Annotated in this window: 14 protein-coding genes and 1 tRNA gene; 7 read left to right on the top strand and 8 right to left on the bottom strand. The window is 55.2% G+C overall.

From position 1 onward, the window contains the following. Positions 1-2: 2 nt before the first annotated feature. From HS100_06375 to HS100_06350, 6 genes are all read right to left on the bottom strand, one after another. Positions 3-2,342 (bottom strand): hypothetical protein, encoded by a 2,340-nt coding sequence (locus tag HS100_06375; GenBank protein ID MBE7433521.1) that lies wholly within the window; start codon positions 2,340-2,342, stop codon positions 3-5. 14 nt (positions 2,343-2,356) lie between these two features. Further along, on the bottom strand, positions 2,357-2,950 hold the full coding sequence (locus HS100_06370) for a hypothetical protein (GenBank protein MBE7433520.1): 594 nt from the start codon (positions 2,948-2,950) through the stop codon (positions 2,357-2,359). 12 nt (positions 2,951-2,962) lie between these two features. Continuing rightward, entirely contained in the window at positions 2,963-3,565 is a 603-nt protein-coding gene (locus HS100_06365; protein ID MBE7433519.1) for a HupE/UreJ family protein, read from the bottom strand. A 255-nt stretch (positions 3,566-3,820) separates the two neighbouring features. Further along, complete coding sequence (acnA, locus tag HS100_06360) at positions 3,821-6,553, bottom strand: aconitate hydratase AcnA (GenBank protein ID MBE7433518.1); 2,733 nt, start codon at positions 6,551-6,553, stop codon at positions 3,821-3,823. A gap of 164 nt (positions 6,554-6,717) precedes the next feature. After that, positions 6,718-7,755 carry an adenosine deaminase gene (add, locus tag HS100_06355; GenBank protein MBE7433517.1) on the bottom strand — a complete coding sequence of 346 codons (1,038 nt, stop codon included), beginning with the start codon at positions 7,753-7,755 and terminating at the stop codon, positions 6,718-6,720. Positions 7,756-7,763: 8 nt separating this feature from the next. Next, positions 7,764-11,780: a hypothetical protein gene (locus HS100_06350; protein ID MBE7433516.1), complete on the bottom strand. Its 4,017-nt coding sequence runs from the start codon at positions 11,778-11,780 to the stop codon at positions 7,764-7,766. Between the two features lie 55 nt (positions 11,781-11,835). On the opposite strand from HS100_06350, the gene HS100_06345 reads away from it, so the two are divergent. Continuing rightward, positions 11,836-12,444, top strand: coding sequence for a nucleotidyltransferase family protein (locus HS100_06345; protein MBE7433515.1), 609 nt, complete (start codon positions 11,836-11,838; stop codon positions 12,442-12,444). Positions 12,445-12,819: 375 nt separating this feature from the next. Here HS100_06345 and HS100_06340 read toward each other — a convergent pair whose 3' ends face one another. Next, a complete protein-coding gene (locus HS100_06340; protein MBE7433514.1) occupies positions 12,820-14,631 on the bottom strand; it encodes a threonine--tRNA ligase in 1,812 nt (603 codons plus the stop codon). Positions 14,632-15,041: 410 nt separating this feature from the next. After that, positions 15,042-15,115 (bottom strand) — tRNA-Val (locus HS100_06335). A 109-nt stretch (positions 15,116-15,224) separates the two neighbouring features. On the opposite strand from HS100_06335, the gene trxA reads away from it, so the two are divergent. From trxA to HS100_06305, 6 genes are all read left to right on the top strand, one after another. Next, positions 15,225-15,548, top strand: coding sequence for a thioredoxin (trxA, locus tag HS100_06330; protein ID MBE7433513.1), 324 nt, complete (start codon positions 15,225-15,227; stop codon positions 15,546-15,548). Between the two features lie 52 nt (positions 15,549-15,600). Further along, positions 15,601-18,057, top strand: coding sequence for an alpha/beta fold hydrolase (locus HS100_06325; protein MBE7433512.1), 2,457 nt, complete (start codon positions 15,601-15,603; stop codon positions 18,055-18,057). 107 nt (positions 18,058-18,164) lie between these two features. Then, entirely contained in the window at positions 18,165-18,734 is a 570-nt protein-coding gene (locus HS100_06320; GenBank protein ID MBE7433511.1) for a translation initiation factor IF-3, read from the top strand. Between the two features lie 87 nt (positions 18,735-18,821). Further along, positions 18,822-19,055 (top strand): 50S ribosomal protein L35, encoded by a 234-nt coding sequence (locus tag HS100_06315; GenBank protein MBE7433510.1) that lies wholly within the window; start codon positions 18,822-18,824, stop codon positions 19,053-19,055. A gap of 122 nt (positions 19,056-19,177) precedes the next feature. Further along, positions 19,178-19,519, top strand: a complete 342-nt coding sequence (rplT, locus tag HS100_06310; protein ID MBE7433509.1) for a 50S ribosomal protein L20 — start codon at positions 19,178-19,180, stop codon at positions 19,517-19,519. A gap of 60 nt (positions 19,520-19,579) precedes the next feature. Beyond that, the gene (locus HS100_06305) at positions 19,580-20,164 is read left to right on the top strand and encodes a macro domain-containing protein (protein ID MBE7433508.1); all 585 of its coding nucleotides are present in this window, start codon (positions 19,580-19,582) and stop codon (positions 20,162-20,164) included. Positions 20,165-20,199 lie beyond the last annotated feature (35 nt).

Below are 20,199 nucleotides of genomic sequence, written 5' to 3'. Positions count from 1 at the left end.
AACTATCCTAGCACACGAACGGCGCCCTGATAACCATCCACGATAATGACGCTGCCATCGGATAGGTTGCAGGCGCCGTTGACCGAAACAACGCAGGGGATGCCGTATTCGCGCGCGACGATAGAGCTGTGAGACAGGATCCCGCCCGACTCCGCCACAACAGCCCCGGCTTTGGCAAAAAGAGGCGTCCACGCTACATCAGAATACGGGATGACGATCACATCTCCTTTTTCCACCCGATGAAAATCTTCGTTTGAGCGTACAACCTTCAGGCGTCCCTGGTAATATCCTGAAGAGGTGGGAATGCCCGTGAGTCTTTTGGCATCGCTTTTCAAAAGATCAAGCGGCGGGGCGGCATTGCCATAGATGATCTCGGGCAGCACAATGTCGCGGCTGCGCTCGATGTTGTCCTTGTGCGCCTGAATCTTTTTCTTCAACTCCTGCACATTGCCCGTACCTTCCACCAGCGAGCCGACTTCCTGCCGGGTGAGATAGAAAATATCATCACGGGCATCGAGAGCGCCATTCTTTGTCAGCCTCTCTGCCAGTTCATTGAAATACACGCGGAACCAGCCATAAGAGGAAGTGTACATGGAGCTGATCTGCTCGCGCAGCAGGCGGAAGATGCGGGCACGCCGATAGACCGGTCGCATCCGGATGCGCAGGAAGGCGGATGCTTTCAACGTCTGCCATGTTGTCTTTTGACTGTCCCTTGCAGATACGGCATGATCCAGCGCCATGCGAATGACCTTGTCCGGCTCTTCGCGCCAGGGCGTTTTCGAAAAATCGTTCCCGCTTTCGCTTAAGTGTCCGAAGCGTTTGATGAACTCATCCACCAATTGCAAAAAGGAACCCGCTTCGGGCACAGATTTTAATTCCCGATAGCTCAGCGAGCGGATCTTCTCCTGCACAGGCATTGGAAGTTCATTGAAATTTTTAAGCATTTCATCGAGGTAATGGTTCGGGTCATAATCCTCCACCTGGGGCAACCCTTCGGTCAGGTTGAAATCCACGAACTCGACTCCAGCCCGCTTGAGCTGCGATTTCAAAACTGCGTTGTATATGCTCATCAGAATCGGGATGACGATATTTTGATATGCCACCAATGTGTTGAACTTGAAATGTTCGTCTATCTTTGCCAGCAGTTCGCGCGAGGAGAGGGACTTGATATTCTCTGCCTGCGTTTTTTGAATATGCGTTTCGAATTCGGCAAGTTCGGCTTTCACGTTTCGGTCATACGTCCATGCCCGCACGGCGAACGAAAGAATACGCGGGATGTGCCGAAACGTCTTCAGGGATGGACTGAACGGCGGGCGTTTGCTCTCGCGTTTGAAGCCGAGCAGCATCTCCAGGCCTTCACGCGGAAAGCCGAGGATTTCGAAGATCGTGCCGATCGCCCCCATGTTGAAATAAGCTCGGTAATGAAAAAGGGACGTCAGGTCTTCAGGTTTGAGATGGGTTTTGCCCATCAACGAGTCGAACAGACGGATCCATGCAGTATTGACCAACGGAATGTTGACCGACGCGATCAGCGGCTTGATGATGCCCGGCAGCACCTCGCGTGATATCCTATTGGAATACAGCGGCACATTCGTCAGGGCAGTGATGGGGCGGATTTGCAGCCAATAAACATTCTTTCCGTCGTACGCCCATTCCAGGTCGACGGGGGAGCCGTAGAGTTTTTGGATCCGGCGCGCTTCATTGGCGATCCCACGAATCACTCGCTCGAATTCCGCTTCAGACTCAGGTTTGGCTGTGAACTGACCCCAGCGGTAGATCCAACGCGCAGGCGTGATTCCCTCCTGCATCAACGATTCGCCGAGACCATGCACTGCTTCAATGACGACCTCATCCAAACCTGTGGTGGGATTTTTACTGAACGCCACGCCGGAGATCTGCGGCACGACCATTTTCTGGATCAGCACCGCCATCTTCAACTCTTTGCCTGCCTCGCCAAGTTTTTTCATATATGGCTGGAGGGTTTCAGACTTGCTGGAGTTGAGCACATCCTGTATGGCGCTCATCACAGCATCCAATCCCTGCACGTTCGTCCGAGTGAGAAATTGACCCGCGAACGAGAGTTCCTTGTCATCCTCAAGGTTAGCCGACGAGCGAACTGCGTATGGCTCTGTAAATTCCAGCCTGTCTTTCAGCGCGTCTTTTAGTTTCGCAGACCCCGCCTGTGGATCATGCTCGATCATTTCACTTGCGGAATAGGTCACGACCAGCGTGTCAGGAGTCAGCAAGCGATGTTTTACGAGCCAGTGAAGACCGGCACCCTTTTTGCCGAAGCCATCCATGTGGCGCGTATCTGTAATATCCGCAAGAAAGGAATGATCCATAAATCTAAGCTCCGTCAGGGCGCAGGGGTCGGTGTTGGGGCGGTCAGATAGCGGATGTTTTCTTCCATGGGCAGGATGCCGTACAACCCCGTATCTTTCAGGTCAAGATGTTCGAAGAGAAAGATATTTGGCGGGTAGAAAGTGAACGCGGAGAAAGCCGCAAACAGGATGAAAAAGACAACGATGGCAGTCCGGGTGTAATTTCCTTCAAGAGGCGGGCGGGTTAATATCCTGTAACTGACCACCTGCCCAATAAAAACCGCCAGATAAAAAAGGAACAGGTCTGCCGGAAAATAACTGCGTCCCAGGAGCGGGGCATAGATATACCAACCCACTGCGATCACCAGTGGCATGATCAAAAGCCCCGCAACCTTGGCGACGAGATAATTATTGACCACATCCCGCACATAGGTGTACTGGATCAAGGCAAAGACCAGTCCGGGGAAGAACACCATCTTAAGATGCTCCCAGGTGCTTTCGTTGACCGCCGAAAAATAAGCGACTTCCATGCTGGAAAAATTACTCATTTCGAAGGTGAAGTGCAATGCCGCGCCGATCAGCCCGATAAAAAAGAAGCCCCCGATTTCCCATTGTAACAGTTTGGTCATCATGGAAATTCCCTATAGGAAGCCAAAAATGAATAACACGCCTATCAGTGAGATTAACGCGCCGCCAACTCGTAAGGAGATCTTCCCGCGCTCATAGTGACGGGCAATATCCCCAATCACCACGCCGGTGATGTGAATAAGAGCTGTTCCAATTAAAAAACCCAGAGCATACAGGAATGGTTCCGCTGTCTCCGGAACCTCCGCGCCGTGGGCATACCCGTGAAAAATGGCGAAGAACCCCACCCCGATCATCGCTACCAGAATGGAGAGACGGCGCTCGGCGGCGATCACCGAACCCAATATGACGAGCGATAATGCAATGCCCAATTCAGTGGCAGTCAGCCCAATATCGATCAAGCCCAACAATCCACCCACAGCCATGACACTCACAAATGTGGCTGGAACCGTCCAAATGGCACGCCCACCGATCTGTGCGCTGAGGATGCCCACGCTCAACATGGCAAGCAGGTGGTCGTACCCCAATACCGGGTGGACGAGTCCGCTCAGGAATCCGCCCAATGCCAGGTTTGTACCATCGTGCGCATATGCGACCCCCGGTATGACGGCAAACGCGGATGCAAAAATGAATGACAACAAAACTTTATTTTGCGACATAGCAGCAACCTTTCTGAATAAATATTTTTCCAATTACATCGTTTAACATATTACTATGAGGAACCTCAAATTCCCGTCAACTTTTCGGCTTGAGTCTCTTTCAAAAACTATCAGACTTTTGCTTAAGCAATTCTTAATTTATATTCCTGCTGGTTGATTTCCTGTTCCTGAATAAGATTCCCGCCTCCCTTAAGATCATAATGACAGGAAATAAAAAAAGCCCCGAGAAAATCTCAGGGCTTCTATGACGATTATTTACTTCACCAAATTCCTCAACACCGTGTGCAGGATGCCGCCGTTACGATAGTAGTTCACTTCCACGTCGGTGTTCAGCAGCGCGGTGGCTTTGAACTCGATCACCTTGCCGTCGGCTTTTCTGGCTTTCACCGTCAACTCGGCTTTGGGTTGGATGCTGTCGGTCAGACCTTCGATATCAAATACTTCACTGCCATCGAGCCCAAGTGATTCAGCGTTCTGACCTTCGGCGAAACGCAACGGAAGCACACCCATGCCCACCAAGTTGGAGCGGTGGATGCGTTCGAAGGATTCCGCGATGACGGCTTTGACGCCCTGCAGCATGGGACCCTTCGCCGCCCAGTCGCGGCTCGAACCGGTGCCGTATTCTTTGCCTGCGAGGACGATGCTCCCCACACCTTCAGCTTGATATTTCATCGCCGCATCGAAGATGGACATCACTTCGCCGGAAGGCTGGTGCTTGGTCCAGTTGCCTTCCTTGGGTGCGACCATGAGGTTCTTGAGGCGGATGTTCGCAAAAGTACCGCGCGCCATCACCAGGTCATTGCCGCGGCGGGTGCCGTATTGATTGAAGTCTTTCGGCTGCACGCCGCGTTCTTGCAGGAACTTGCCAGCGGGAGAATCTGCGGCAATGTTACCGGCAGGCGAGATGTGATCGGTGGTGATGGAGTCGCCGAACACGCCGAGTACACGCGCATTCTTGATGGGTTGAATGGTCGGCACATCGAGGGTGAGGGATTGGAAGTAAGGCGGGTGATGAATGTAGGTGGATTCTTCGCTCCACTCGAACAGGTCGCCTTCCTTGACGCTGATGTTCTGCCACATATCCGAGCCGGAGAAGACATCAGAATATTTCTCTTCAAACATTTCAGGGGTGATGTACTTGGCGACGGATTCCTGAATTTCTTTCTGGGTGGGCCACAAGTCTTTGAGGAAGACTTCCTTGCCATCGGAGTCAGTGCCTAGCGGTTCATTGTTCAAATCGATATCGACGGTGCCAGCGAGGGCATAGGCCACCACCAAGGGAGGCGAGGCGAGGAAGTTCGCCTTCACGAGCGGATGCACGCGTCCTTCGAAGTTGCGGTTACCGGAGATGACCGCCGAGGCGACGAGGTCGGAACCAGTCACAGCCTTGGCAACTTCACCGGGCAGCGGACCAGAGTTACCGATACAAGTTGTACAACCGTATGCGATGACGTTGAAACCAAGTTTGGAGAGCGGGTCGATCAAACCAGCTTTCTTAAGATACTCGGTCACCACACGCGAGCCGGGGGCGAGAGAGGTCTTCACATACGGCTTGACGTTCAAGCCTTTTTCAACCGCCTTCTTTGCAACAAGTCCCGCCGCGACAAGCACGGACGGATTGCTGGTGTTGGTGCAGGAAGTAATGGCAGCGATAACAACTGCGCCATGTTTCATCTGAGTCGAGCCGCCGTTGGCTTGCCCCGACGAAGTAGGGGTTCCGAAGGTCGCTTCTTTGGCGAGCGCCTCCGGTGAGAGTTCGAAGCCGCGATCTTTAACCGGGGCGGTCAAGGCTTTTCGGAAGGTATCCTTCATATCCGTAAGCGCGACGCGGTCCTGCGGGCGTTTGGGTCCAGCCAATGAAGGGACAACGCTTCCCAAATCCAGTTCGAGCGTGTCGGTAAATTCCGGTTCGGGGCTGTCCGCTTCACGGAAGAGTCCTTGCGCGCGGAGATAGACTTCAGTGCGGGCAATGACTTCTTCGGAGCGACCAGTAAGGCGCATGTAGCGAAGCGTCTCTTCATCCACAGGGAAGTAGCCCATGGTGGCGCCGTATTCAGGAGCCATATTGGCGATGGTGGCGCGGTCGGTCAGTGACATGTTGTCCAGCCCTTCGCCGAAGAACTCGACGAACTTATCCACCACGCCCTTCTTGCGCAGCATTTGGGTGACAGTCAGCACGAGGTCGGTGGCGGTCACGCCTTCTTTGAGTTTGCCGTAGAGTTTGAAACCGATCACATCGGGGAGCAGCATGTCCATGGGCTGACCGAGCATGACGGCTTCGGCTTCGATACCACCCACACCCCAACCCACCACGCCGAGGCCATTGATCATGGTGGTGTGCGAGTCGGTGCCGACGAGCGTATCAGGGAAGGCCAAGACCTCCGAGGTTTCGGAAACCTCTGAGGTCTCCTTCACCATCACCACATCAGCAAGATATTCCAAGTTGACCTGATGCACGATACCGGTCATCGGCGGCACAACGCGGAAATTACTGAAGGCTTTTTGTCCCCACTTGAGGAACTCGTAGCGTTCGCGGTTGCGCTGGAATTCAACTTCAGTGTTGCGGTTGAGCGCTTCGGCAGTGGCGAAGAAATCCACCTGCACCGAGTGGTCGATGACCAGGTCAACCGGCACGAGCGGATTGATCTTCTTGGGGTCGCCGCCCAAACGAGCCACGGCAGCACGCATCGCGGCGAGGTCTACTACTGCAGGCACGCCAGTGAAGTCTTGCATCACCACGCGACCCGGCAGGAATGGAATGCCCGGGCGAGCGCCTTTGGGAGTCCACGCGGCGATGTTCTTCACATCCTGCTGGGTGATCTCGCGGTCATTGCACTGGCGCAATGCGGCTTCGAGCACGATTCGAATGGAATAGGGAAGTTTGCTGAGTTTGGTCAGCCCGGCTTTTTCGAGGGCATCGAGCCGGAAGTAGACGTATTTTTTCCTGCCCACGGTCAATACGTCACGGGACTTAAATAGATCGTTCATCGTGTGTCTCCTTTGGAGTGTGAAATTTTGCGGGTAAAAGCCGCATCACTCACACCACAAAACTACGAAGAACACAAAGGAGCGCCTTTGATATCCTTGATACTATGTGGTGGGGTAAATCAGACCGGAATTATACTAATTTACGTTCAGTTCAGGAAGAGCGGCTAATTAGCCAACTCGGCTTTTAATGAGCCGACCAATTCCGCCCTCTCCGCTTCCGGCAGGAAGGACGATTCCGCCGCGGTCAGCACGGTTTTCTTCAAGGCGTCGATCGGCATCAACAATTTTTCATGAGCGATCTGGAACTCATGCGCCAGTGTGATGCGCGATACGCTCGGGTCATCGGTATTGACCGTGACCTTGAGTCCCTTTTCGAGCATGTGCGGCAGGGGATGTTTTTCCAATTCATTGACCACGCCCGATTGGAAGTTGCTGGTCACACAAACTTCGAACGTCGTGCCGCGTTCCTTCGCCAATGCAGTGATGGACTCATCTTCGAGCACACGCACGCCGTGACCGATCCGTTCCGCGCCGAGGTTCTCGATCGCATCGCGGACGTTCTCCGCCGGTCCCCACTCCCCGGCATGGATGGTGACGCGCAAGCCGGATCCCTTCGCTTCCTTGAAAATTTCATGGAACGGCGCCGATTTGAACTCCGCCTCGTTCCCAGCCAGGTCCAGCCCGCGCAAGCCGCGCTTCTGATGTTCCACCGCCAGCCATGCCACCTGCTCGGCAAGTTCCGGGCTTTCGTGCCGGTTCACCGAAGCGATCAACCCGACCTTGATCTTGAAATCCTTCGCCGCTTCTCCCGCGCTGGTGATGACCCAATCCATCACGTCATGAAGCGGAAAACCTTCCGCGCGGCTCAACGCCACCGGCGTGAAGCGCAGCTCGAGATAGCGCACGTTATCCCTGGCCGCATCCTCCACCGCTTCACGCGTGACGCGATGAATCACATCCGGCGACTTGTAGAACAGCCTCAGCGTCTTGAACTTTTCGAGAAAATTGGAAAACGTCAGCGGGTCCTTATCCTGCACCTGCACCAGACCGCTCAAATTCAACATCGAGACGGGAACCGTCACGCCATGCTTTCGCGCAATATCCAGCATTGTGGAGAGACGCAAAGACCCTTCCAAATGGCGGTGAAGTTCCACCTTCGGAAGGGTGATGTATTTGTTCAAGGGAGTCGTATCGTCTGCCAAACGCTTCCTCAATTGCGGCGGCGTCTTTTCTTTTTACCGCCGGGTGTTGCGCCGATCTGCACCGAGGTCTCGCCCGGTACGGAAGCCGTCTCAGCGGTTTCGATCGGTGTGATCTCCACGCGCCTTGGCCTTGCAGCAAACGCGCGGCTGATCACAAGTCCGCGCACCTCTTCGAGCAATTGCGCGAACATTTCCGATGCGCGTCCTTTGTATTGTACCAGCGGGTCACGCTGGGCGTAAGCCTCGAGCCCGATCGATACTCTCAACGCTTCGACCTTGGTCAAATATTCCACCCACAACTCGCTGAACGCGCCCAACAGCAACTGGCGATGGACTTCGTTCAACACATACTTGCCCAACGCAGAGGATAGCTGCGCCGCCTCTTCCGCGCCCAGGCTGGATACAGCGTCATTGAGTCTCCCCTCCCCGAAAGCGATTCGCGCCGCCGGACCGAAATCCGCAAGTTTTGTCGCGTTCTGACTCAAACGCGTAAACTCGCTCTGACCCCAGGTCTCGCGCAAGGCTTCCTCCGCCGCCTCGAGATGATTCATCACCTCGTCGGCGATATCTTCGGCGTCGCGTCCTTCCAATAATTGCGCCGCATGGAACGCATAGGCGAAGCGTGTGAAGACCTGTTTCACCTGCCGGTGAGTCTTCTGGTCAAAAGCAGTCCGCGTACCCTGCGCGAGCGTGATCAGCAGGCGTAATTTTCCGGAATCCGTCGAAACATCCTCGCGCTGCAATAACATGTCGATATCGCGCGCGATCTGGCTGTTCAGGCGTTCCCGCTTTTTTGACAGCGCGTCGCGCGCCGTGTCGAGCAGAATATCCGAGAGATCATCCCAATCCGAAGGGAGCGGGCTCTGCCATTGAATCTGCTCGCCAACGCGAGTCTGAATCGCGCCGATGACCCTTGTCGCGCTGATGATCGTCAACTGGCTGGAGAGCAATTCCTGAACATCGTCTTTTGCATCGTCAGGGTCATCCGCCAGTTTTTTCAAAAGGTCGTTGTTCGGTTTGATGGCAAGCCTCGCAAGGCTGTTGATCTCTTCGATCAGTTTTTGCGGCTTGGCGTTATCCTCACGATCCCCAAGCGTTTGAAAGAAGGCATCCAGCGCCTCTTCGCGTTCGGAGATCTGCAGTTCGAGGGTTTCGCCTGTTCGTTCGATCAACTGCTCGATGGCGCGCAGGGCGTGGGCATATTCGGTTTCGATGGATTTGGAGATCAGGTCCAAGGTTGCATTTTTTATGCTCCCCGCGGCGGCTTGCGCGTTAATTTCATTCAATAGCAACTTGAACCCATACGAAGGGAACAAACCGTTCTTTGAGTCGAACGCAGGCTGGACCTGGTCCAACCACGCCAGCAAACGCCACGGACCTTCTTCATCCGCCAGCCCGGCTTCGACGCGTTTGGCCACCTCGGCGTCGAGCATTTCCGCCACGTCGGCGCTCAAATCCTCTTTGACGAATATCTTGTCGCGCTGTAAATAAATCTGCTGACGCTGCGTGTTCAGGACATCGTCGTATTCCAGGAGATGTTTGCGGACATCGAAGTTTGCGCCTTCGATGCGATGTTGTGACTGTTCGATGACGCTTGCAACCAGGCGCGCTTCAAGCGGGAGTGAGTCGTCCACTTTGAGACGTTCCATCAATGCGCTGACCTGCGCCCCGCCCTGGATGCGCATCAGGTCGTCTTGCAGAGAGAGATAAAAGCGCGAAGAACCGGGGTCGCCCTGGCGGGCGGCGCGTCCGCGCAGCTGATTGTCGATGCGGCGGGCTTCGTGCCGTTCCGAGCCGAGGACGTGCAAACCGCCCAGTTCTTTCACGCTTTCCATATCGTCGAAGTAACCAAGGAAGTTTTTGACTTCGGCTTCGTACAAACCATAGGCGGACGGATCGAGTTTCTTAAGGGCTTCGCGGCGTTCGTCGTGAGTCATGTCGAACGGGTCTTTGTAGCCGGACTTGCCCAGCACGCGGTTGACCGCGGAGATGATTTCTTCCGCCAACTCACCGCCGAGTTTGATGTCCACGCCGCGGCCTGCCATGTTCGTGGCGATGGTCACCGCGCCGAACGCGCCCGCGCCTGCGATGATCTGCGACTCTTCCGTGTGGCGGCGGGCGTTCAAGACCTGATGCGCAACCCCGCCCTGGAAGATCTTCTTCAATCGTTCCTTTGCGGTTTCAGGCAGGCGCAATAATTCAAGCAGGGTGTTGAGATTCGTTTCGTCGTCGAGGCTGATGTTGGTCATGCCGTGCGGCTTGATGAAGGCGCGCAAGGCATCGGGGGAGATTTTGTCGATGGGCTCGTTGAAAGGCACGAGGTCCGCAATGAGGCGCCCGTCTTCTTCGATATTATTCGCGCGCACGTAGTGATCCCGCACCAGCATATACTGCATCAGACGACGCACAGGTTCGGCTTTGAGCCGGTTGGAAAGTCTTTCGGAGGATTCAACGGAAGTCGTGCCGACGAGCATCGGCCGCCCGAGCGCGTTGAAGCGCACGATCTCCTGAACAATGGCGCGCAGTTTGGCTTCGACAGTGCGATAGATGACATCGGGATAATCTTTGCGGCGATAGAAGAGCGGGGCCGTATTGCCTGTCTTTGCAAAGTAGGAATAGGCATAACCGTCTTCATCTTTGGTTTTGATCTCGACGAGGGAAGCCTTCTCGCCATATGCAAGATATTCGAGGTTCGGCGGGATCGGCGCGACTTCGAGTTTATAGATCTTGTTGAACTCTTCGGCTTCGGTCAGCGCGGTGCCGGTCATGCCTGCAAGTTTTTGATACATGCGATAGTAGTTCTGCAATGTGACCGTGGCATACGTAACCGACTCCGGCTCGACCTTTACGCCTTCTTTCGCTTCCACGGCTTGATGCAGACCATCGCTCCATCTCCGCCCGGGCATGAGGCGCCCCGTCGATTCATCGATGATGATGACCTTGCCGCCCTGCACGAGATAATCCTTGTTGCGATGAAAGAGGAATTGCGCGCGCAAGGATTGCTGCAAGTAACCCATGAGACGCGCCTGCTCGGGGTTGAGGTCTTCGGGGCGGTCGGGGTCGATCAGTTGAATCCCCAGCAGCGACTCGACGCGGCTCACACCGATCTCGGTCAGGTTGATCGAGCGGGACTTTTCGTCCATCTCGAAGTCTTCGGGTTTGAGCTGCTTCGCGATCTGCGCCATGCGCCCGTACCATTCCAAATCACCCGAGGCGGGACCGGAGATGATGAGCGGGGTGCGCGCTTCGTCGATGAGCACGTTATCGACTTCATCGACCATGGCGAAGTAATGTCCCCGTTGAACTCGGTTTTCGAGTTTCATCGCCATGTTGTCGCGCAGGTAATCGAAACCGAATTCCGAGTTGGTGCCGAATGTGACATCCGCGCGGTAGGCATCGACCCGGTCCACCATCTTGAGGTGACGCTGGTCTTCCTGCGGGGCGTCGCGCTCGAAATCCACGATGAAGGCTTTCTTTCCGTTCTCGGTCACTGCCGCCATTTGCAGAACGCCCACGCTCAGTCCGAGCGCATGGTAGATGGGCGCCATCCAGCGCGCATCGCGCCGCGCCAGATAATCATTGACCGTGATGAGATGCACTCCGCGTCCAAGCAGGGCATTGAGGTACACAGGCATGGTGGCGACAAGAGTTTTGCCTTCGCCTGTGCGCATCTCCGCGATGGAGCCGCTATGCAGCGCCGCTCCACCGATGACCTGGACATCGTAGTGCCGCAAGCCAATTGTGCGCTTGGACGCCTCGCGTACCGCGGCAAAGGCTTCGGGCATGAGTTGATCCAACACATCTTGTTCCGCTTTGAATCGTTCCTTTTCCTCCAAGCCTTCGAGGTTGCCGGTCAATTCGCTTATGCGCGCCTTGAATTCATCCGTTTTGGCGCGCAGGGCATCGTCGCTCAATGCCTCGAATTCGGCTTCGAGCGCATTGACCTGCTCCACGAGCGGACTGTATTGTTCGACGGTCTTCCTTGTGGGGTCGCCGCTGAATAGTTTTACGAAGTTCTTGAGCATGAAATCCCTTTCAGGGAAGGGATTATAGCATGGCTATTCGAGATATAATCAGGGCGTGGATACCATAAAGTTACGCCCGGCAGATGAAATCCTGCGCGAGTCGGAGGCATTCTTCATGAGAGAAGGCAAGGTTCACCACACGCTTAAACGACTGACTCAGGCTCTCGAAGAGGAATCGATTCCCTATGCGATCCTCGGCGGGATGGCTTTAAATCTGTTCGGGTATACCCGTGAAACCGTTGATGTTGACATTCTGTTGACGCAAGCGGGATTGGAACGGTTCAAGGAACGGTTGGTAGGCAGGGGATATGTGATGGCGTTTGAGGGGGCATCAAAGAGTTTTCGCGATGCAGAAACTCAGGTCAAAGTGGAAGCGCTCATTACCGGTGAGTATCCCGGCGACGGAAAACCCAAGCCGGTGTCCTTCCCAGACCCGGCATCCGCACATGTGGAACGGGACGGCTATCGCGTCATCTCCCTTGAAAAACTGATCGAACTGAAACTCGCCTCCGGCATGAGCGCTCCCCACCGCTTGCGAGACCTCGCCGATGTGCAGGACTTGATCTCGGCGCTGGATTTGCCGCTAGAGTTGGAAGTCCATTTGGATGAAAGCGTTAGGGAAGAATACCGGCGATTGTGGGAGTCCGTGCAAGGAAAAGATTGACCTGCTCCACGAGCGGACTGTATTGTTCGACGGTCTTCACTTCGACAGTGTTTCGGCACGGCTTCGCCAGTCAACATACCAGCTCAGTGCAGGCCTTGTGGGGTCGCCGCTGCCTGTCCTCGCAGGGAAATAGCGCCGCCTTGAGCTCGCCGAAAGGTTTTACAAAGCGTCGCCCTGAGTGACACCGAAGGTTTCTTGAGCATGAAATCCCTTTCAGGGAAGGGATTATAACAGGAGGGATATTGGAGGAATGTAAGAGGAGGAGATAAGGAAAAGTTAAAATGAAAAACCGCAGGGACATTCGAGCCATCTGAAACCCGAACATCCCTGCGGCTTGAAGCTCTGTGATTTACAACTCCCAAATCAAATCTTTCCCTACAACTCACTCGCTCTTCTCTGAATCCGATCTTTTGCCCGCGCGATGAACTCGCCCAGTGCAAATCCGTTCTGCTGGCTGCCGTCGCGGACTCGTAACGAGACCTGACCGGCTTCCATCTCGTTCTTGCCGACCACGATCATATACGGGACCTTCATCATCTGCGCGTTGCGGATCTTGGCGTTCATGCGCTGGGACGAGAGGTCCGCGCTGGCGCGGATGCCGTTCTCGCGCAATTCCTTCGCGATACTTTCGGCATAATCGTTCCGCTCGTCCGTGATCGAGATAACGCGCGCCTGCTCCGGCGAGAGCCAGACCGGGAAGTTGCCCGCGTAATGCTCGAGCAGGAATCCCACCATGCGCTCGTGCGTCGAGAGAGGCGCGCGGTGGATGCACAACGGCATCTCGTCGTGACCGTCCTTGTTCGTGAATTTCAGGTCGAAACGCGCGGGCTGGGCAAAATCCACCTGGTTCGTGGCGAGCGAAAACTCGCGCCCGATCACGCTCCAGATCTGCACGTCGATCTTCGGACCGTAGAACGCGGCTTCATCCTCAACCTCCACAAAGGGGATGTTTCCGTTCGTCATCGCGCGGCGTACCATTTCCTCCGTTTTGAGCCACAGGCGCTCGTTGTCCACATATTTCTTGCCGAGCCCCGCCTTGCTGTGTTTGGAGAAGCGCATCACATACTTCTCGATGCCGAACAGGTCGAAATATTTGAGATACAGGTCCACCACGCCCAGGAATTCCTTCTCGAACTGTTCCTCCGTCACATAGATGTGGGCGTCGTTCATCTGCATCGAGCGGACGCGCATCAAGCCGAAGAGTTCGCCCGATTTTTCGTAGCGGTAACACGTCCCGTATTCGGCGAGGCGGATGGGCAGGTCGCGGTAGGAACGTCCCTTCGAGCCGAAGATCTTGTGGTGCATCGGGCAGTTCATCGGCTTGACGTAATACTTTACGCCTTCCAACTCCATGGGCGGATACATGCTCTCGGCGTAGTAGGGCAGGTGCCCCGAATGCAGGAAGAGGTCCTCTTTCGAAACGACCGGCGTGCGGACGCGCGAATAACCGGCTTTCTCTTCCATCTCCTTGGCGAGTTTCTCCAGTTCTTCGATGATGATCCCGCCGTTCGGCAGCCACAAAGGCAGACCCGGACCGACCTCTTCATCGAAGACAAAGATCTCCAATTCCCTCCCGAGTTTGCGATGGTCGCGCTTCTTCGCCTCCTCGAGCTGGTGCAGGTATTCCTCGAGCTGTTTCTTGCTCTCCCAGGCTGTGCCGTACAGACGCTGCAACTGCTTGTTGTTCTCGTCGCCGCGCCAGTACGCGCCCGCAATCGACATCAACTTGAACGCATCCGGCTTGATCTCCTTCGTGTTCGCCACATGCGGACCGCGGCACAGGTCCGTGAACGTATCGTGCTGATAGATCGAAATCTCCGGCTTCTCCTTGAGCGGATTGCCGTACTCGTCCGTGCCGCCTTTTTCCAAGCCTTCGATCAACTCCAACTTGTAGGGCTGGTCGGCAAAGATTTTCTTCGCCTCCTCCGCCGAGATGACCGTCTTCTTGAACTCATGCCTGCCAGCCACGATCTGGCGCATCCGCTTTTCGATTTGTTCCAAATCTTCAGGCGTCAGGTTGCGCGGCAGGTCAAAGTCGTAATAGAACCCGTTCTCCACAGGCGGACCGATAGTGATCTTCCCATCCGGGAACATCTCCAGCACCGCCTGCGCCATTACATGCGCCGCCGAGTGACGGACCTTATAAAGATAAGACTCTTCGTATTTCTCTTGTACTTGTTGTGCCATTTTTACATCCTTTCTATCTCCCCTCTCCCTTGGGAGAGGGGCTGGGGGTGAGGTCAGGGTTAAAACAAAAACTCGCCCGAAACACGGGGCGAGAATTCAATTCACGCGGTTCCACCCGATTTGCTCCTTTGGTGGCCGAGTAGGGGGTGATCTTCCGCCATATCGGGACCACATGAAGAGCATCTCTTCGGCTTATAACGAAGCCATCCGCTCGACTTACTGACTGATCACTGAAAACTGATCACTGTTCTGTCTCACGCTCGCGAGTGGTTTTCTGTGATTTTCCCTGGAAGAGACTCTCAATCTTGATCTCTTCTCCCTGTCAGGTATTTGACCACATACTCGTCTCGGTCAATGCGCTTACTTTTTTCACTGGTTACTGGTCACTGATTACCGGATCACTGACCAAGTGGGCGAGATAGGGCTCGAACCTACGACCTTCGCGATGTCAACGCGATGCTCTAACCAACTGAGCTACCCGCCCGGACGGATGGACATTATAACGAGGGTGGGTCGATTTGGCAATCCTATCTGCTCCGTGCCCGTTGAGTAATTAATGAAGTGGACGCCTCGTCCAAGCCCCGGAGGCAAACATGAGTTCAGTCAAATACGTAACCGAGCAGGACTTCCAGGAGGAAGTCATCAGCGCAAGCACCCCTGTATTGGTGGATTTCACGGCGGATTGGTGCCAGCCGTGCAAGATGATCGCGCCCATCGTCGATCAACTGGCGGGGCAATGGGATGGAAAGGTCAAGGTCGTAAAACTCGACGCGGACCAGAATCCCAACATCATGATGCAGTACGGCGTCATGGGCATTCCCACCCTGATGCTCTTCAAGAGCGGCGAGGTCAAGGAGCGCATTACCGGCTACCTGCCAAAGGACAAGATCGAAGCCAAAGTCACCCCGCACATGTAAAGGTATAATGGAGCCGAAACATCGGCTCCATTTTTTTTCAAGAGGGATGCGCATGTCGGAACAGGAACTTATTCAAGCGGGGATCTCCGCGCTCAAAGTGAACGACAAAGGACGGGCAGTCTCGATCTTTTCGCAGCTTGTCCGGCAATATCCGCATTCCGAAGGCGGATGGTATCTGCTGGGCATGAGCATCGACGACGCCCAAAAACGCGCCTATTGCTTTGAACGTGTGCTGGAAATCAACCCCAATAACCCGGATGCAAAAAAACAACTCGCGCTTCTTTCCCCGCCCGAGCCTGCCCCTCCCGCCCCGGTCATCACCCCGCCGGACCCCCCCCTTCTGCATGTCCCTGCCTTCCTGGAAAGTCAAGCAGAGCAACAAGAAATCCCCGAAGACTCCCAACCTGAAACCCCGGTCAAAGCCCCGAAGCGAAAACAAAAGAACAACAATGCCATTCTCATCGCAACCATCAGCGGACTTTGCATCCTTGCCTGCACCGCCCTGGTGGCATTCAACCTGCTGGCTGGAAGGCTCACAAGCCCTGTTTCCGCGCCGCCCGTTCTCGATCCGACTTCGACTTCCATTCCCATAACGAGCGATTCCGCCGCGATTACTTCCACCCCGCCCCCTGCCACACCTCTCGCAACTGCCGCGCCTACCTTGGCATACACGCCCGCATACGAATCAGCGCCTTGCATGTTCGAGGCGCCCCCCGGCGTGCGTGTTTCATGCGGATACGCCATCGTGCCGGAAAACCGAACCAGCAGTTCCGGTCGGACTTTGAGACTGGCGGTCGCGGTCTTTCACAGCACGAGTCAGAATCCCGCGCTCGATCCGATCCTTTTTCTGCAAGGCGGTCCCGGCGGGCAGGCGGTACAGCTCAGCGCGGATGGATATTCCGTGCTGGTCGAGCCGTTCATCTCCACGCGGGATTACATTACTTTCGACCAGCGCGGCACTGGTTATTCCGACCCGCAAATGGATTGTGACGAACTGGAGAAAGTCCATCGGCAGGATATCTACGGTTCGATCGCGCCCGAATCAAGGGAACTGGTCTATCAGAACGCTTTCCTGGATTGCGGCGGACGTTTGCACGCGCAGGGTATCGATCTGTCCGCCTACTCCACGGTGGAAAGCGCCGCCGACCTGCGCGATATCGTCCGTTTGCTTGGTTATGAAAAGGTTAACTTGTACGGCGTCTCGTATGGGACCCGTCTGTCATTGGTGACCATACGCAACCACCCTGAAGTCGTCCGTTCGGCGATCCTGGATTCGGTCGTGCCGGTTGAATCGAACGTGATCGAAGAATATCCGAGGTCGGTCGATTCGGCCCTGTCGCAAATGTTCACCAGCTGCGCCGCCGACCCGGAATGCGCCGGCGCGTATCCCGACCTCAAAGAGGTGTTCCGAGCGCTCATTCAGGAATTGGACGCCAACCCCATCACCCTGACCACATCCGCTTATCCCATGGGCACCGTCACTGAAACCGTGGACGGTTCATATCTTCTTTCTGTTACAACCGGTCTTCTGCGCTCACCAGGTTTCATCATCACGGCGCCGCAAACGATCTATCGAGTCAAGAACGGCGATTACTCCACATTGATCGCGGCGCAATATTCCCTGCCGTATGAATTCGAAGGCATCAGCCCGGGCTTGTACATTTCCATGATGTGCCGCGAGCATGTGCTGGATTCCACGCCGGAGGAATTAAGTCTCATTTCAGAGAAGGTTGGCGTTGAAGAAAAAGTGTTCCGCCCGTTCTACGGGGATTTTGGGGATATGTTTTCGGGGTGCAGGAACTGGGGCATCCCCGGACCCAACCTCGGCGAGAAGGATGCGGTCGTGAGCGACATCCCCAGCCTGGTCATCGAAGGATCGTTCGATCCCGCCACGCCTCCCTTCTACGGGAAACAAGTTGCAGAACGGCTGGCAAACAGTTTTTATTACGAATTCCCCGCCATGGGGCATGTCCCAACCACTGACGATGCCTGCGCCCTCAAGATCGCGCTGGATTTTATTGCCAATCCGCTTTTGCGGCCGGACGATTCCTGTCTTGCCGTTTCTTCCCCCGCTGATTTCCTGGTTCCATACACAGGGACGCCTGCCCTCGAGTTGAACCGTGAGCGCATCTCCGGGGTGACGGTGGATGTCCCCGGCGACTGGGAATTAACAATCGATGGATTTTTCTGGCGGGGAGCCTCCGTCTTTGATATCACCCAGGTTACAGCCTTCCGGTCCGATATCACAGCGCAGGACCTGGTGGATTATTTTTCATCCAGTTTGAACGGCTATCGCGGCCTGGACGGTCCGCCTGCGGAGGCTGGCACGCGCCGGGCAAATGGGTACGAATGGATTTTTTACTACGCCACTTCGAACCAGAGGCCTGTGGATATCGCCATCGCGGAAGACGGCGATTCGTCGCTCGTGATCGTGCTTTTCTCCCACCCGGATGAGCACGACGCCCTGTATCGCACTGTCTTTTTACCCATGGTGGATTCGGCGCGATAGTCCGGGCATTTTCGTTGACGACTCCCCCGCCTTCATGGTATTATTCGCCCGCTAAAAACCAGCCAAGAGCTGGGTTTGTTTTTGTCTAAAAGCAAGAGGAGAAGCATATAAGCGCCAACGAGTTTCGAGTAAATGAGGGCATCCGCGTGGCGGAGGTGCGCCTGATCGGTCCGGATGGGGGCAACGTGGGAGTCGTTTCCATCAAGGAAGCCTTGAAGATCGCACGTGAAGCGGAGATGGACCTGGTAGAGGTCTCGCCCGGTGCGAACCCGCCCGTCTGCCGCGTGATGGATTTCGGTAAATTCATCTACGAGAAGGCGAAGAAGGAACGCGAAGCAAGAAAATCACAAACCAAGATCGAGGTCAAGGAGATCCGCCTGCGCCCCAAGACCAATTCCGCCCATCGCGGCTTCAAAGTGGACGATGCCCGCCGCTGGCTTGGGCAGGGACACAAGGTGCGGGTGACGGTCAAGTTCCGGGGACGCGAAATGGATTACCCCGAGATCGCGCTCGAAGACTTGAAAGAAATTGCCGCCGACCTTGCCGATATCGCCGTCATCGAAGTCCCGCCGCAAATGGAGGGACGCACCATGCTGGTGGTGATGGCTCCCGCAAAAGCTGGGGCGGCGAAAAAGAAAGAGAAACCCGAACAGGCTGAGGCGAAGACCGAGGCGTAGTTTGGGCGAAGAGCAAGACCCAAAGATGTTGATTCGTCCGCGGGCAGAAATGTCCGCGGATTATTTTGTCTGAAAGGAGTCTATGCGATGCCACGCAAAGCAAAACCCGGCAAAAAATATAAATTGAAGACCCATAAGGCGACTTCCAAACGTTTTCGCCTGACGGGTTCCGGCACCCTTGTCCGCACCAAAGGCGGCAAGAGCCACCTGCGCCGACGCACGTCGGACCGCACCAAGGCGCTTTTGAGCGAGATGGTGACAGTGCAGGGCCGCAAGTACGTGAAGCGCATCAAGCGCCTCGCGCCCAACATGGAAGAGTAATCTTCCTGAAGGTCGAGTTTATCGAGACCGGTCGTCGTAAATTTTGATTTGCGGCTTTCGGGTGTGCGCAACTGGCGGTTAGACCCGCCGACGCCCGCGAGTTTGCAGGAGGTAGAAATACAATGCGCGTTAAGGGAGGCCCGCAAGGGCACTTACGTCACAAGAAAGTTTTGAAGATCACGAAGGGTCAACGCGGGGCAAAGCACTTTTTGTTCAAGCGCGCCAACGAGGCGATGTTGAAAAGCCTCTGGTATGCGACCCGCGACCGCCGCGTGCGCAAACGCGATCTGCGCAAGTTGTGGATCGCCCGCATCAACGCCGCGGCCCGGCTGAACGGCACCACCTACAGCCGTTTGGTGGCAGCCATGAAGAAGGCGAACATCGAGATCAACCGCAAGATGCTTGCCGATATCGCAGTGAAAAATCCGCAAGCCTTCGCCGCCGTGGTGGCGCAAACGAAATAATAATGCGTAGGGGCGGGGTTACCCCGCCCCTACAATATTTAACGGGGGTAAAATATTCACATGAATTCCGTTTTGATCGAAAAAACATTTTCATCAGGTCAATTGCTGCAGATCGTGCAGGGCGACATCACCATCGAGGAAGTGGATGCCATCGTCAACGCCGCGAACGAGCATCTTGCGCACGGCGGCGGGGTGGCATGGGCAATCTCGAAGAAAGGTGGACCAGCGATCCAACAGGAGAGCGAGGATTGGATCCATAAATACGGGTTGGTTTCCCACGCGCATCCTGCATGGACCTCGGGCGGGAATCTGCCTGCGAAATACGTGATCCACGCTGTGGGTCCGGTATGGGGCGATACCCACGATGTGGGCACAAGCGGGGACGAGGATTCCAAATTACATGATGCTGTGACGGGTTCTCTGCAAGTGGCGGACGAATTAAAGTGTGAGTCTATTTCCTTGCCTGCGATCTCCACCGGCATCTTCGGTTTTCCAAAAGACCGCGCGGCGGGAATTATCTTCAAGGCGATTACAGATAATTTTGAGAAGAATACGAATTCCAGTGTGAAGCAAGTTCGCATCGTGCTCTTTGACAAGGCAACGATTGACGAATTTATGAAGATTTGGAAACTGGAAATCGAATAGTTATTACCGTTCACTATTCAACGTTCACTCTCCCC

Source organism: Anaerolineales bacterium (assembly GCA_015075725.1).
Lineage (GTDB): Bacteria > Chloroflexota > Anaerolineae > Anaerolineales > Villigracilaceae > Villigracilis.
This window is presented reverse-complemented; position numbering and strand designations above follow the sequence as displayed.

Bases quoted from the DNA above. Each gene is read 5' to 3' on its own strand.
- HS100_06375 (MBE7433521.1), bottom strand. From the start codon at position 2,342: ATGGATCATTCCTTTCTTGCGGATATTACAGATACGCGCCACATGGAT.
- HS100_06370 (MBE7433520.1), bottom strand. From the start codon at position 2,950: ATGACCAAACTGTTACAATGGGAAATCGGGGGCTTCTTTTTTATCGGG.
- HS100_06365 (MBE7433519.1), bottom strand. From the start codon at position 3,565: ATGTCGCAAAATAAAGTTTTGTTGTCATTCATTTTTGCATCCGCGTTT.
- acnA (MBE7433518.1), bottom strand. From the start codon at position 6,553: ATGAACGATCTATTTAAGTCCCGTGACGTATTGACCGTGGGCAGGAAA.
- HS100_06350 (MBE7433516.1), bottom strand. From the start codon at position 11,780: ATGCTCAAGAACTTCGTAAAACTATTCAGCGGCGACCCCACAAGGAAG.
- HS100_06340 (MBE7433514.1), bottom strand. From the start codon at position 14,631: ATGGCACAACAAGTACAAGAGAAATACGAAGAGTCTTATCTTTATAAG.
- trxA (MBE7433513.1), top strand. From the start codon at position 15,225: ATGAGTTCAGTCAAATACGTAACCGAGCAGGACTTCCAGGAGGAAGTC.
- HS100_06325 (MBE7433512.1), top strand. From the start codon at position 15,601: ATGTCGGAACAGGAACTTATTCAAGCGGGGATCTCCGCGCTCAAAGTG.
- HS100_06315 (MBE7433510.1), top strand. From the start codon at position 18,822: ATGCCACGCAAAGCAAAACCCGGCAAAAAATATAAATTGAAGACCCAT.
- rplT (MBE7433509.1), top strand. From the start codon at position 19,178: ATGCGCGTTAAGGGAGGCCCGCAAGGGCACTTACGTCACAAGAAAGTT.
- HS100_06305 (MBE7433508.1), top strand. From the start codon at position 19,580: ATGAATTCCGTTTTGATCGAAAAAACATTTTCATCAGGTCAATTGCTG.